Annotated in this window: 12 protein-coding genes and 2 pseudogenes; 4 read left to right on the top strand and 10 right to left on the bottom strand. The window is 60.2% G+C overall.

Annotated features, from left to right (window positions below; genetic code table 11):
• The first annotated feature begins 541 nt into the window (after positions 1–541).
• The 3 genes from NKJ40_RS30970 (at position 542) to NKJ40_RS30960 (ending at position 3,237) form a co-directional block, all read left to right on the top strand.
• Positions 542–994, top strand: coding sequence for a copper resistance protein (locus tag NKJ40_RS30970; RefSeq protein WP_292664768.1), 453 nt, complete (start codon positions 542–544; stop codon positions 992–994).
• Between the two features lie 393 nt (positions 995–1,387).
• The gene (locus NKJ40_RS30965) at positions 1,388–1,945 is read left to right on the top strand and encodes an OsmC family protein (RefSeq protein WP_292664767.1); all 558 of its coding nucleotides are present in this window, start codon (positions 1,388–1,390) and stop codon (positions 1,943–1,945) included.
• 59 nt (positions 1,946–2,004) lie between these two features.
• Complete coding sequence (locus tag NKJ40_RS30960; RefSeq protein ID WP_352469285.1) at positions 2,005–3,237, top strand: NAD(P)-binding domain-containing protein; 1,233 nt, start codon at positions 2,005–2,007, stop codon at positions 3,235–3,237.
• Positions 3,238–3,287: 50 nt separating this feature from the next.
• Here NKJ40_RS30960 and NKJ40_RS30955 read toward each other — a convergent pair whose 3' ends face one another.
• From NKJ40_RS30955 to NKJ40_RS30945, 3 genes are read right to left on the bottom strand one after another with little or no spacing between them, the layout of a single operon-like run.
• Complete coding sequence (locus NKJ40_RS30955) at positions 3,288–3,737, bottom strand: CoA-binding protein (protein WP_352469286.1); 450 nt, start codon at positions 3,735–3,737, stop codon at positions 3,288–3,290.
• Positions 3,738–3,742: 5 nt separating this feature from the next.
• Positions 3,743–4,114 carry a 2Fe-2S iron-sulfur cluster-binding protein gene (locus NKJ40_RS30950; protein WP_352469284.1) on the bottom strand — a complete coding sequence of 124 codons (372 nt, stop codon included), beginning with the start codon at positions 4,112–4,114 and terminating at the stop codon, positions 3,743–3,745.
• Positions 4,111–5,466 carry a selenium-binding family protein gene (locus NKJ40_RS30945; RefSeq protein WP_352469283.1) on the bottom strand — a complete coding sequence of 452 codons (1,356 nt, stop codon included), beginning with the start codon at positions 5,464–5,466 and terminating at the stop codon, positions 4,111–4,113. The genes NKJ40_RS30950 and NKJ40_RS30945 overlap by 4 nt, the downstream gene beginning before the upstream one ends.
• A 157-nt stretch (positions 5,467–5,623) precedes the next feature.
• Between NKJ40_RS30945 and NKJ40_RS30940 the strand changes: the two are divergent.
• Positions 5,624–5,775: pseudogene (locus tag NKJ40_RS30940) on the top strand (integrase); the annotation flags it as partial.
• A gap of 260 nt (positions 5,776–6,035) precedes the next feature.
• Here the strand turns inward: NKJ40_RS30940 and NKJ40_RS30935 are convergent.
• The 7 genes and pseudogenes from NKJ40_RS30935 to NKJ40_RS30905 all read right to left on the bottom strand — a co-directional run.
• Positions 6,036–7,190 carry an adenylate/guanylate cyclase domain-containing protein gene (locus NKJ40_RS30935; protein WP_352469282.1) on the bottom strand — a complete coding sequence of 385 codons (1,155 nt, stop codon included), beginning with the start codon at positions 7,188–7,190 and terminating at the stop codon, positions 6,036–6,038.
• Between the two features lie 13 nt (positions 7,191–7,203).
• Complete coding sequence (locus NKJ40_RS30930) at positions 7,204–7,569, bottom strand: response regulator (protein WP_352469281.1); 366 nt, start codon at positions 7,567–7,569, stop codon at positions 7,204–7,206.
• A complete protein-coding gene (locus tag NKJ40_RS30925; protein ID WP_352469280.1) occupies positions 7,566–10,124 on the bottom strand; it encodes a GAF domain-containing protein in 2,559 nt (852 codons plus the stop codon). Before NKJ40_RS30925 ends, NKJ40_RS30930 begins: the two co-directional genes overlap by 4 nt.
• 61 nt (positions 10,125–10,185) lie before the next feature.
• The gene (locus NKJ40_RS30920) at positions 10,186–10,734 is read right to left on the bottom strand and encodes an SCO family protein (protein WP_352469279.1); all 549 of its coding nucleotides are present in this window, start codon (positions 10,732–10,734) and stop codon (positions 10,186–10,188) included.
• 20 nt (positions 10,735–10,754) lie between these two features.
• Positions 10,755–11,762 carry an ABC transporter substrate-binding protein gene (locus NKJ40_RS30915; RefSeq protein WP_352469278.1) on the bottom strand — a complete coding sequence of 336 codons (1,008 nt, stop codon included), beginning with the start codon at positions 11,760–11,762 and terminating at the stop codon, positions 10,755–10,757.
• A gap of 43 nt (positions 11,763–11,805) precedes the next feature.
• The gene (locus NKJ40_RS30910; RefSeq protein WP_352469277.1) at positions 11,806–12,816 is read right to left on the bottom strand and encodes an ABC transporter substrate-binding protein; all 1,011 of its coding nucleotides are present in this window, start codon (positions 12,814–12,816) and stop codon (positions 11,806–11,808) included.
• 29 nt (positions 12,817–12,845) lie between these two features.
• Positions 12,846–13,037, bottom strand: a pseudogene (locus NKJ40_RS30905) (ABC transporter substrate-binding protein); the annotation flags it as partial.

Raw genomic sequence — 13,037 nt, 5'->3', positions numbered from 1 at the left:
AGCAACAGCAGCCTGATCAGACCAGATACCGTTCCCGATTCGAAGGCCTCCGTCGAAAGCGCTCGCGTCAACGTGCAGCGAAAATAGCGCTTACCAACGACGGAGGGTTAGAGGAACTGATCGTAGAAAGCGCTGCAGCGAGACAGCTTGCCCTCCTATTGGACAACCATAACTAGTGTGCCTGGGTTAGCGCTGGCGATCTTTGCACCGCTATCGCAATCCGGTTGGAGGGCATGTTCGATCTTCCTAGGTGCCGTACACGGTGTGACCGTGGCGCTGCTGCCGGGGATTTTGGCGACAGTCGCTGCCTGTCCGATAAACGTCTCCGAAAACTGGTGTCGTCCCGGGCCAGGACATTTCCATTCTAGCGGCGGCCGGACTATCGCGCGGCTTGACCTTGCAGTAGCTGGAAGACTTTTCCTGGCAAATGAGATGGGAATAAACTGCGACGGCCACCCGTTGACAGTTCGAACCGTCGCGGTGCCTTGCCTGATCTCTGCAGAGTTGGACCGACGCCGCGAGAACATGGAGAAACGCACCTATGCAAGCCACCACGCTCATCGCGTGGCCGGCACGGGTTGGTATGTTGCCCGCTGCGGCCGCGCTTATCATCGCCGCTCTCCCAGCACGAGCCGACGAAACGGTTGGCGTCACCTTGGCCGACAAGGGAATGCAATCCATGCGCATGGACCTGGGCACCGAACAGGTCAAGGCCGGCAATGTGACCTTCAACGTGACCAATACATCCCAGACCCTGGCTCACGAGTTCGTCGTCGTCAGATCCGACAAGCCGATCGAGACGCTGCTTTACAACGAGCAGGAAAAGGAGGTCGAGGAGAGTGCACTCGAGGTCGTAAACGAGATCGAAGACCTCGATCCCGGGAAGTCCGGCGCGCTTACGGTGAAGCTGGAGCCGGGCTCCTACATCCTGCTTTGTAACAAGGCGGGCCATTTCAAGCTTGGCATGGTCAATCACATCACCGTCACAAAATAGGATCTCGCCGGATATCTTGACGCTCACAACTGCCACGGAAAGGATAGGATAGGCCGTAAGACCTCTACCAGGCGGCGGACCCTTCCATCACGGCGGCGGTCGGATTATCGACGGCATGATCTCACGCCTCAGTCGGCCGGATTGCTCACGATCTCTATGGGTTCACGATGCCTAGGGCCGGCACCTGGGCTGCGGAACCAACCCCGACAGACACGCAGGGCACCCTTAGCCTGGAAAGGCGCAACTCGGTACACGAGGGCGACTATATCTCTACGGAAACAACTTGAAGAAACGCTTCGCTACCCATAGCATGCCACCCCCTGGTGAAATCTGATCAGGAGGTCGGTGGGATCGATCGGGTTTTTAAGCCAGTGCAAAGTAGGGAGGATAACTATGGCTTCCGAAGTACAGGCAAACAATGGCGTTAACGTCGAGGCGCTGCTCGGCGCACGCGAAGCGCTTACCAATGCCCCGGAGGCCGCGCAGTTCAAGTGGCGCGCGGCCTGCGAATGGAAGGATGGCACCCACAGCCACTCGACGGTCGAGAGTTTCTACGGTCTGGGCCAGGACCAGCATCGCAAGACCACCTTCGCATTCGATGCCGACCATCCGGAGGTCTTCGCATCCCTGGATCAGGGCGCCACGCCTGTCGAATACGTGCTGGTCGGGCTGGCGAGTTGCCTGACCGCCGGCATCGCCGCTGTTGCCCAGAACCGGAACATTCAGTTGAAGTCGGTGAAGGCAACCATCGAAGGCGACATGGATATTGCGGGTATACTCGGCATCGACAGCGACGTCCGCAACGGCTTCAGCGGCATCACGGTGAAGTACAACATTGACGCCGACGCCAAGCGCGAGGACATCGAGGCTCTCGTCGCTCAGTCGCAGAAGCGGTCGGCTGTCTATGACATTGTAACCAATCCGACGAACGTCACGGTCGTGGTGAATTGAAAGGCGCTTCGAGCCGTAGACTCTCCTGATGAGAGGGCGCGATCAATTCCGTCACCACAGTGATCGTCGGTGCAGGGCACGCGGGGCTCGCGATGAGCCGCTGCCTCGCGGAGCGCTCTATCGACCATGTGCTGCTGGAGCGCGGCGAGATCGCCCATACCTGGCGCACCGAGCGATGGGATTCGTTGCGGCTGCTCACCCCGAACTGGCAGAGCCGGCTGCCGGGCTTCCGCTATGATGGCGACGACCCCGACGGCTACCGGACGATGCCTGAAGTGATCGACTTCCTCGGGAACTATGCCAGGGCGATCTCGGCTCCAGTCAGAACACATACGACCGTTACCTCGCTTCGCAGCGACGGGGCGGGATATCTCGTGCGCACGGACCGCGGCGAGTGGCGCTGCCGAACTGTCGTGCTGGCGTCGGGCGCGTGCAACATCGCACGCCTGCCCGATTTGGCCGTCCGCGTGCCGCCGTCGGTCGCCATGCTGACTGCACAGTCCTACCGCAATCCGGCTCAGGTCGCCGACGGCGGCGTGATGGTGGTGGGCGCCTCGTCGAGCGGCACCCAGATCGCACAGGAGCTGCAGCGTTCGGGGCGTCAAGTGACCCTGTCGGTGGGCGAGCACATCCGGGCGCCGCGCGTCTATCGCGGCAAGGACCTGGAGTGGTGGATGGACGCGGCCGGCGTGCTCGACGAGCGCTACGACGAGGTAGACGACATCAGACGGGCACGACGGGTTCCTTCGCTGCAGCTTGCCGGCACCCCCGACCGCACCACCCTCGACCTCAATGCGCTGGTCGACCTCGGCGTCAGGCTCATTGGCCGTCTCGCCGGCATCACCGAAGACGGCAAGGCCCAGTTTGCGGGGTCGTTGCGCAACATGTGCGCGCTTTCCGATCTCAAGATGGCCCGGCTGCTCGACCTCATCGACGAATGGGCGCACGCCAACGGCCTGGACGCTACGGTCGGGCCGCCGGATCGCCTGCCGCCGACCCGTGTCGAGGACAACCCGCCGCTCGGCCTCGACCTTACCGGAGCCGCGATCAGGACGATCATCTGGGCCACCGGCTACCGGCCGGACTACTCCTGGCTGGAGTTGCCGGTCCTCGACCGCAAGGGCCACGTCCGTCACGACGGCGGCGTTGCCGAACATCCGGGCATGTACCTGATGGGGATGCAGTTTCTGCGCCGCCGCAAGTCTGCGCTGATCGACGGCGCCGGCGACGACGCGCGTGATCTCAGCGACCATCTGGCATCTTACCTCAGGCAAAAATCAATCAACGTCTAAGGCCAAGGAGGTCAGCTACCGCGACAACGCCGAATTCCGTGACCCTGCGATCATATTCCCAAGTGCAACTTCGGCTTCCAGAAGGGGCGGAACAACTCAATCTTGGGACAGCGGTTCATCACAACTTTCAAGCCCGCTTCCTCCGCCAACAGGGCGGCGGTGTCATCGCGCACCCCAATCTGACTCCACAGAACCTTGGCACCAATTGCGATGGCTTCCTGTGCAACTTCCAACAGGTCTTCGGAGCGGCGAAAAACCTCAACCATATCCACAGGCCGGTCTATGGCCGCCAGTGACGCGTGCACCTTGAGCCCTCGAATTTCATCCAGACCTGGAGTGGGATTGACCGGGATCATGTCATAGCCGGTTTCGTGCAGAACCCTGAGAACACCATAGGAAAACTTGGTCTTGTCGGGGCTGGCCCCCACCATCGCAATGGTTTTGACTGACTTCAGAATGTCTTGCAGATAAGCCTCCGAATAGGGCTCATCATGATTCATATGGGTCATTTCTTTGTGTCCAACGGGGTCGCAATATCGGCTTTCAATTCATGTGCGGCCAAGGGATCTAGGAAGGGGTTGCGATAGAGCTTGTCGTGGCTTTCAACGCCGACCTCCAGCGTGCAGTCGCTCATAGGGCGGGCAACGCAGAGGATTATATAGCCATTGTTGATCTGGCGATTGTTCAGCGCCCGCTGGGCCTTTTGACTGACTTTGCCGCTGATTATCTTGGCCGCGCAGGTTATGCAGCCGCCATACTTGCACCCGTAGGGCAGGTCCACGCCCTGCTCGCGCAGGCTTTGCAAGAGGGGCTTGCGGTGATCGACCTCAAAGGCTGCACCGCCTTGGTTGGCGAGGGTGATGGTGAAGCTGGTCATACCCAGATGTCACTCGTGCAATCACCGCCGGGATAACGGGTTTCGTGGCAGCGGCTTGGTCCATTTGGTTCCTTGCCAAAATCGACGACAAATCGCGGATCAATTTCCATGCCGCCGTTTTCCGTATCGCAATTGACCATCAGCATGCATCCGCCATTGGTGCGGATTTCCGGATAGAACTGATTGTCCCAGGTCGAGAAGAGCGAGGTCGTCACATAAAGGCGCTTGCCGTCGAGGCTGAGCTGTATCATCTGAGGCCCACCAGTCACTTTCACGCCATTGACCTCAGGCGCACGGCCGAGAAGTCCGCCCATCCACACCTGTCCGGTGAGCTTGGCGTTGTGCGGGTCCGAGATGTCATATTGGCGGATGTCGCCATGCAACCAGTTGCAAAGATAGAGGTGTCTATCGTCCATACTGAGCAGAATGACCGAGATCACGCCCGGTATCGGGATCGGCCATTCGGGATGCGGCTCATTGCCAACATCGACAATTTTTTCCCATTGCCAGTCACCCGCCGCATCCTTCCACCAATGGATGATGTTTGCAGAAAGGGCCGCGCCAACAAAGCCGTGACTGCTGTCGGGATTGTGATGGAATCGCACTTCGAGTGGGAGCAAGCCATCCTCACCGAGATAGAATGTTTGCTTTGGCTCCTTCTTCTCAAAATCCCAGAAATGGATCTCTCGGCCATATTTCAGATGGCCAACCTCCTCCAGGTCAAAACCAGGCATGAAGGTATTGGGCGCGGCCCACTCCGAGCTGACCATTACGTTATGTCGCGGCTGGTACCAGAAATCATAACCAAACTTGATGCTGCCCATGGAGTTTTCCCAACGGCCGACAATCTCGAACTCCTTGTTGAGTTGCAAATAGCCGCCTGGGGCGTTGCCTTGAGCGTCGCCAAGCATGGAAATGATGATGTCCGAGCCGAGGCAATGCACTGTGTGCGGCGCCGACAAGTTGGTCCTGGTTTTGATTTCAGCGCCGTCTATGACCTTGAACAATGTCGGATTGCGGGGATCGGTTGCGCAATCGACAATATGCAGATTGGTCGAGCGCACACCCGGCACAATCAGATATTTGCGCTCCATGCTCGCATCGCCATGGCAGGACGAACAGGCATTCCAGCCCATGTGATGAAGCTCATCGCCAATACCCGGCATTTGCAAACGTGAAATCACTTGGCTGTAGGTCGAACTCTCCGGGTCGACATCAATGGTACACAAATAGTCCGGCTTCTGAATGCCCGTGCCGGTGTAGATGGCAATCGTATAGAGCAGCTTTTCGCGAGGTGCCCTCATCGCCTCTGCTGGAGAAGCATAGCCCGGTCCACAGCAATGATTGGTCATGGGTACTTCCCAATTTGAACAGATCACTGGCCAGCCCCAACGGGGGTCAAGCTGGAATGTTAGTGCATGGTTGGCTTTAGCGCTATGGCCAGGGTGGCTGGTCAAGCGCGCGCCCCATTTTCGATCGCCTCGTACAAGCGCGTGAGCTTGGCCTCGGCGTCGGCCGCCTGCGTCCATCATTTACAAAGCCGCCGGCAACCTACGAGCGGTGCAAATCCTACTCGGCCACACCAAGATCGAGAACACGGTGCGCATTTTGGCGTCGGCGTCGAGGATGCACTCACTTTGGCGGAAGGGACAGAAATTTGACCACCCCGGCTCCTTGCGACCAACGAGGACCAGGTACGCGTCTCACCGCCACCATAGAGGCAACCTTTGCCTCCGCCCGGAAGCGGACATCGCGGGTGACAATGCTGGAGGTCATGGTCGCGCCATAGGTTGCCATTAGGTTGTTACTCACGGAACGACCGCTTCTCCCTGTTGCGGCGATTTCGAGATCGGTCGATGACTGGGATGCTTTCTCCCGACGGTTCGACGGGCCGTATCGTCCAAAAGAGACCGGAGTGCGTCTAACGTGAGCTTGGCCGACCGATCCACCGTACGATTTCATAGGCAGGCATCGGGCGGCGAAAACCCTTCAGCGTCAGTTCGCCAACAAGAACTGATTCGACCAGCGACTCGACAGCGCCGAGGACCCGTTGGCTGACGAGAATCTGGCGGGATTTGGCCTCCTCGCACAATCGGGCGGCGTGGTTCGACACAGTGCCGATGACGGCATAGTCCGAGCGCCGATCAAAACCGATGCGCCCGATGGTTGCGTGGCCCCTGGCAATGCCGATCCCGAAGCCCAGCAAATAGTCGCGCTTGCGCCATCGCTCTGAATGCTCGTCAATTGCGTCGCGCATCGCAGCAGCCATTGAGACGGCTCTCTCGGAGTGGTCGGCGCATGGCAGTGGATCGTTGAAAACCACGACGATACCGTCGCCCACGAACCGCTCTAGAGTTCCCTCGTGGCGGACGATTTGTTCACCGAGACAGGAATGATACTCGGCAAGAACTGTCATGACCTCTTCGGGCTCGGCGGTCTCTGCGAAGGCAGTAAAGCCGCGCAAATCGCAAAAGACAACGGTCACCTCGCGACGGTGGCTCTGCAAGAGCGCGTCTCCATTGCCCGCCGCAACGATGAGGTCGGCGACCTGCTCGGGAAGGAACCGCCTGAGCCGCGCCATTCGCTCGAGCTCCGTCACCTGCCCAGCCACGGTTTGCTCGAGCGAGCGGTTCCAGTCGGAGAGTTGCGCGGCTTGGTCCTCAAGGCGTTTGGCCTGGCTCGCGACGGTGTCGTGAAGCGCCTTCTGGCGCAGCATCGAGCGCACTCGCGCCAACAGCGCCCTGTGCTCGAAGGGCTTTGTCAGATAGTCGTCGCCCCCGGCGTCCAGTCCCTCAACCACATCGCGCGTGTCGGCTTTCGCGGTGACGAGGATGACCGGAATCGCTTGCAGGGAGATGTCCTGCTTGAGCATCCGCACCACACTGATGCCGTCCAGCTTCGGCATCATGATGTCGAGCAGGATCAGGTCCGGACTGAGGCTGCGTGCTTTCGCAAGCCCCTCTTCGCCATCAGCGGCAGTCACCACATCGTATCCATTCGCCTCGAGGCGCATGCGCAGGATCTCGAGGTTTTCCGGGGTATCGTCGACCGCGAGAATACGGGGCGGATCATGCAAGACCCTGTCTCCTTCAGGAAAGGAACTGCCGAATCTTTGCGAGCAGCTCGCGCGGACTGAAGGGCTTGGCAATGTAGCCATCGCAGCCTGCGGCAAGTGCCTTCGCCTCATCGCCCGACAACGCGTAGGAGGTGACGGCGATAATCGGAATGTGCCGGAGCGCCGGCTCGGCCTTGATGCGGCGAGCCGCTTCGTATCCGTCAATCACCGGGAGCTGAATGTCCATAAGGATCAGATCTGGCTTGTGCGCGCCGGCTGCAGCGATGCCGGCGGCGCCGTCCGCCGCTTCGATCAGTTCGTATTCGGTGGTGGCAATGAGATCGCGGATGATCTGGCGGTTGTCCTCGGTGTCTTCCACCATCAGGATTCGTTTGCTCATGCGGCCCTCACGTCCTCATTTACCCGGATTGGTACCTTCAGACGGAATGTCGACCCTGACCCGATCACGGACTCGACGTCGATGGTTCCGCCATGCATTTCGACGATGCGCTTCGAGATCGCCAGGCCAAGACCCGTACCGCCCTTCTGCCTGGTACTGCTGTTGTCGACCTGCTGGAATTCTTCGAAGATGAGAGCCTGGTCCTTAGACGCGATGCCGGGACCGGTGTCTCGGACGGTCATCTCAAAGTGCCCGTCGACCGCATCGGCAAGAATGTCGACCGCACCCGTTTCGGTGAACTTGACGGCATTGCCTACAAGATTGAGCAGGACCTGCGTCAAACGGCGTTCGTCCCCGCGGCCGATTGGAAGGTTCTCGGCAACAGTCGTTGAAAGCTCAAGGCCCTTCGCTCGTGCCAGCGGCTCTACGGCCGTAACGGTCGATCGAACAAGCTGCGCGACGGAGTAGTCCTCGATCGCCAGCGTGAGCTGCCCGGCTTCGATCTTGGACAGGTCGAGTACGTCGTTGATAAGCCCGAGGAGGTGACGACCGTTTGCCTGCACGCGCGCGACGGTCGTCTTAGCCTTGTCCGGGAGTTCGCCGTAGATGCCGTCGACCAGCAGTTCTGTGAAGCCCAAGACCGAATTGAGCGGTGTCCTGAGCTCGTGGCTCATATTCGCGAGGAACTGGGACTTGTGGCGGCTGGCTGCCTCCAGCTCCCGGCCTTTCTCCTCGATCTCGCGGAACAGCTTGGCATTCTGGATCGCGAGCACCGATTGGGCTGCGAAGGTCTCCAGCAGGTGGACAACTTGCTCATCGAAGGCACCTGGCTTGCGGCGCCTGACGACCAGTGCACCGACGATCTTGTTGGGCCTCAGCAGCGGAACGATCAGGATACCGCGATATCCGGCGTCGACGATCGTCTTTCTTACAAGGAAGGATGAGGTCTCCTCGCTGAGATCGGGAAGCTGCACCGGCATGCAGCGCCCGGGCGCGTCGCCGATCCCCATGTCGGCCAGCCCGATCGTCTGGTGCGAGACTGCGGCGATAAGCTCATCGCTCATACCGAAGTTTGCGCGCGGACGGAATTGCTGCCGCGTGCTGCTGAACACGTAGATGGTGCCAGCATCCGTTTCCGACAACTGGACCGCCTTGGCAACGATCGTCTTCAGCACCGTGTCGAGATCCAGCGTCGAATTGACCGCCTTGCTCACCTCACCAAGAGCCTCGAGCTCACCAACAGACGCGGCAAGCTCGCGAGTCCGTGACTGCACCTCCTCGAAGAGCCGCGCATTCTCGATGGCGATCACGGCCTGGTCGGCGAATGTCTCGACGAGGGCGATCTCCTTGGGATTGAAAGGTTGCGGCTCAACCCTCGTCATGACGAATACGCCAACGAGATCACCTTCCCGCAACAGCGGGGCAGCGAGGACGGTGCGGAAGCCGCCTGCCTCGGCGATCAAGGCAACGCGGTAGTCCGGATCAGCCGTCACGTCTTCGATTTGGACGATCCGCCGTTCTTCGATTACGCGCCCTACGGCGGAGCCTCGGCCTGCGGCAAGGGCCGGAGTTGGATTGGCGTCCACATAAGCACGGAAACTGGGCGGGTAGCCATGCGCCGACACATAGCGGAATACGCCATCCAGCGACTGCACGATACCACCCTTGTCGGCACGGCAGAGCCTGATAGCCGATTCCACCAACGTATCGAGCACGACCTGCAGATCGAAGGTCGAACGGCTGATGACCTTCAGAACGTCTGCAGTAGCTGTCTGCTGCTGAAGGGCTTCATCGAGCTGCTGGGTGCGCGTCTCAATCTCCTGATACAGGCGCCCGAGCTGGTCGGAGGTCTGGTTGACGTTAGCGGCGAGTACTCCAAGTTCGTCGCGATTGGCGACGGCAACCTGTTGGGCGAAGTCGCCGGCCGCTATCTGGCTGAGACGCGTCTCGATCTTCTTGACCGGTTCGATCAACGACCAGGAGATGATGTAGCCGAGCCCCAACGCCAGCAGGATACTGCCCACCGCAAACGAGACCACGATCAGTCTGGACGTGCCGTACGCACCCTCGGTCGTTTCGATGGCCGCCACCATGTCGGCTTCGGCCATGTTGACCAGCTGGTTTGTCAGCCGCTCGAGGCTATCGGCCGACGGTATGATTTCATCAAGCTGAACCTTGCGCGCCTCCTCAGTGCGGTCGGCGCGGACGAGCTCTGCCACGTGCGTCACCCCATCTGTAAGCCGTTCGTACTCTTGCCGGACCTGACCGAGCACTTCCGCCTCACTCTCAGCGACGAACTCCATGCGGTCGAGGTCGTAGCCGAACTGGTTGAGCTGGCGCAGCGCCGCATCCAGCATCCGGTCGTCCCGAAGCAACAGGGCGGTGGAGATGCCGTAGAGCTGGGTGGTCGTATCGTGCTGGACCTGGCGGTAGGCCGCGATCCTGCGCTGCAGCTTGATCAGCTCGTTGGTTTGATCGTTCACCCCACTCAGCACCTGCAACCCGACGGCCCCGAGCACGATCAGCAGGCCGACGATCGACAGGAACGCGATCAAGAGCTTGGTCTGGACGCGCGCCGGCAGCCGGGCAACCCAGCCAACGAGCCGGTTCGTTATGCTATTTGGATTCGTCCAAGAGGCTGAGAAGGTCATCCCGGAACTCCTCCAGGTCGAACCGGACACCAAGATACTGTACTCGCAAGATGCCACCGGGGTCCACGAGCGACGTCAATAGGGTATGGTCGACATCTCCGTTCGCCGCCTTCTTCGCGATGACCCCGTATTTCCGTCCCACCTCATGGACGACGGCCGGATCACCGGTAAGAAACGACCAGCCCTTCAGGTCGGCGCCAAAACTCTGCGCATATTCCTTCAAGACATCGGGCGTATCGCGCTCTGGGTCGACGGTGATCGAAACGAAGGCGATTTTGGGTCCGAACGCACTACCCAACTTTTCCTGCACGCTGGCCATATGGGCAGTCAGCATGGGGCAGACGTCAGTACAGTACGTATAGATAAATGAGACGGCGACCACCTTGCCGCGAAAGTCGTGCAGCGACACTCGCACACCGTCCTGCGATACCAAGGTAAAGTCCGGCGCCTGTCCGATCGTCGGCAGGCGCTCGTCGTGCGCATGTGCCGGCCCGGCCATCAGCGCCAGCAGCAAGATGCGCGCCGGCCACTCGCTCACGTTTTCAACTCACGCTTGACCTCGTTGAAGAACTGCCAATCGGTGCCGTTCGCGATGATCTCGTTTGGGTTCGACTTGACAATCCCGGCTTCATGCAACCGCAACGAGAAGAACCTGATCGTGTCCTCGGGATCGAAGTCGCGCCAATTAGAGTATGGGAGCTCGCGGAGCGACTGCACGGCGTAGTCGTATTGTTCGGTGTGTCCGCCGTCCACCAGGAGGCGTGCCACCCATTCCGGTTCGGCCGCGCAGATGTCGGCCGATTTGATGATGGCCCGGATGACGCGCTTGGTGGCAGCTGGATTTTTCTCAGCATAGGCGGCGTTGACTGCCAGCATGCAGCAGTAATATTGCGACCATGGCCGGTCCTTGGAGCTGTCGAGGATGACGTGGCCGACTTTGCGGGCGCGGAGATCTTGAGCCTCAGGCGGAAAAGCCAGGAAGGCGTCGACCTTGCCCTCGGCGAAAAGCTCCGCCGGCTTTGCCTCGCCAACGATCCATTCAATGTCGCGTTGCGGATCGAGGCCGACATAGGTCGCCATGGCACTGACGAAGATATGCGGATCCGATGACAGATTGCCGCCGACACCGACTTTACGGCCCTTGAGATCCGCGATGCTTTTGATGTCCCCGTGTCCGAACAATTCGTAACAACCGACATGCACTCCGGAGATCACCTTGATCGGGGCGCCAGTGTCGACCGGAATGATCAGGGCTGTGGCAAAGTCAATGCCGAAGTCGATGTCGCCGCGCGCCAGCATCTCGGTCTGGGCGATACCGGCGTCGGCGGCCACGAAGCCAAAATCCGAAAACCCCTCTGCGCGGATCAGATCCTCGGCGACGTACTGCGGAGCGATGCAGATACCCGGCGCCGCCGCAAAGCGGGCGACCGTGGTTTCAGGTGCCGCTTCGGCGGCGGCCGCGTTGCGGCCCCTTGCAAGACCCGCACCTGCGAGCGCGGACAGGCCTGTGAGGAAACGGCGACGGTTCTGGACAATCTGCACGAGTCTCTCCCTTCAAAAAAGGCACCGCGTGTCGGCGATAGGTCTACGTCTTCAGCTCGCGCTTTAGTTGATCTAGAAAGCGCCAATCCGTTCCGGTGGCGATTATCTCTTGCGGGCTCGACGTGATCATGCCCGTTTCGTGCATGCGCAGCGCGTAGAAGCGCATCGAGGCTTCGGCATCGAAATCCCGCCATCTGTCGTACCGGATGTCGCCAAGCGTTTGCAGCGCGAGTTCGTAGCTGGGGACGAAACCTCGATCGACCAGCTGCCCTGCAGTCCATGACGGATCTGAGACACAGAGGTCGGCGCCCTTGAGGATGGACCGCAGGACGCGCTTTGTCGCCACCGGATATCTGTCTACATAATCCGCAGTCGCGGAAATCATGCAGCAGAAGTGCTGCGACCACGGCGGGTCGCTGGTCGAGTTGAGGATCGTGTGGCCTACTTTCCTGGAGCGAAGTTCCTGCGTGCGGGGCGGTTGGCCGAGCACTGCATCGTACTTTCCCTCGACGAAGCCTTCCGCAAAATTGTGCTCTTCGATGACCCATTCGATGTCGTTGACGGGATCGAGCCCAACATAGGCGGCCATCAGAGAAACCAACACGTATTGCGGCGAATCAAGCGTAAAGACCCCAACCCGCTTTCCCCGCAGGTCCGAGATGCCTTTGACGCTGTCGTTGGCGATCAGTTCGAGGCACCCGGAGTGCAGTCCGCTTAGTACCCTGATCGGCACTCCTGCATCGATCGACGCCAGATGAACCGGCACATAGTTCACACTGAAATCCGTCTCGCCGTTTGCGATCCACGCCGAATGATCAACCTTCTTGTCACCTTGCACGTAGCGGACATCGGTGAACCCCTCGGCGCGCAGCATCTCTCCGGCGAGGTACAGGCCCGCCCAGCAATAGGCGCCGCCGATGTACCGCGGCAGGCGGACCGAGGTGGTCTCCGGCAACGGCTCAGCCCAGGCTTGTGTCGAGGTGCCGATAAGACCCGCGGCGCCGGCTGACGCGGCGCCGGCTAGGAAACGGCGGCGGTTCGGGGCGATTTGCATGTCCACGTCTCCCCTTGAGACAAATGGGATCAGGTTTTCAGCTCACGCTTCAACTCGTCGAGGAAGCGCCAGTCCGTTCCGTCGGCGATGATCTGTTGCGGGCCCGATTTGATCATGCCCGTCTCTTGCATGCGCAGTGTGTAGAACCGCAGGGAGTCTTCGGGATCGAAGTCTCGCCAGCGGTCGTACCGGATATCCCTTAGCGTTTGCTGCGCGTAATC

The sequence above is a fragment of the Mesorhizobium sp. M0119 genome (assembly GCF_040322615.1).
Taxonomy (GTDB): Bacteria; Pseudomonadota; Alphaproteobacteria; order Rhizobiales; family Rhizobiaceae; genus Mesorhizobium.
This window is presented reverse-complemented; position numbering and strand designations above follow the sequence as displayed.

What these genes read in the sequence shown, in the direction of transcription:
- NKJ40_RS30970 (WP_292664768.1), top strand. Translation starts at nt 542, where the DNA reads ATGCAAGCCACCACGCTCATCGCGTGGCCGGCACGGGTTGGTATGTTG.
- NKJ40_RS30965 (WP_292664767.1), top strand. Translation starts at nt 1,388, where the DNA reads ATGGCTTCCGAAGTACAGGCAAACAATGGCGTTAACGTCGAGGCGCTG.
- NKJ40_RS30955 (WP_352469286.1), bottom strand. Translation starts at nt 3,737, where the DNA reads ATGAATCATGATGAGCCCTATTCGGAGGCTTATCTGCAAGACATTCTG.
- NKJ40_RS30950 (WP_352469284.1), bottom strand. Translation starts at nt 4,114, where the DNA reads ATGACCAGCTTCACCATCACCCTCGCCAACCAAGGCGGTGCAGCCTTT.
- NKJ40_RS30945 (WP_352469283.1), bottom strand. Translation starts at nt 5,466, where the DNA reads ATGACCAATCATTGCTGTGGACCGGGCTATGCTTCTCCAGCAGAGGCG.
- NKJ40_RS30930 (WP_352469281.1), bottom strand. Translation starts at nt 7,569, where the DNA reads ATGAGCAAACGAATCCTGATGGTGGAAGACACCGAGGACAACCGCCAG.
- NKJ40_RS30910 (WP_352469277.1), bottom strand. Translation starts at nt 12,816, where the DNA reads ATGCAAATCGCCCCGAACCGCCGCCGTTTCCTAGCCGGCGCCGCGTCA.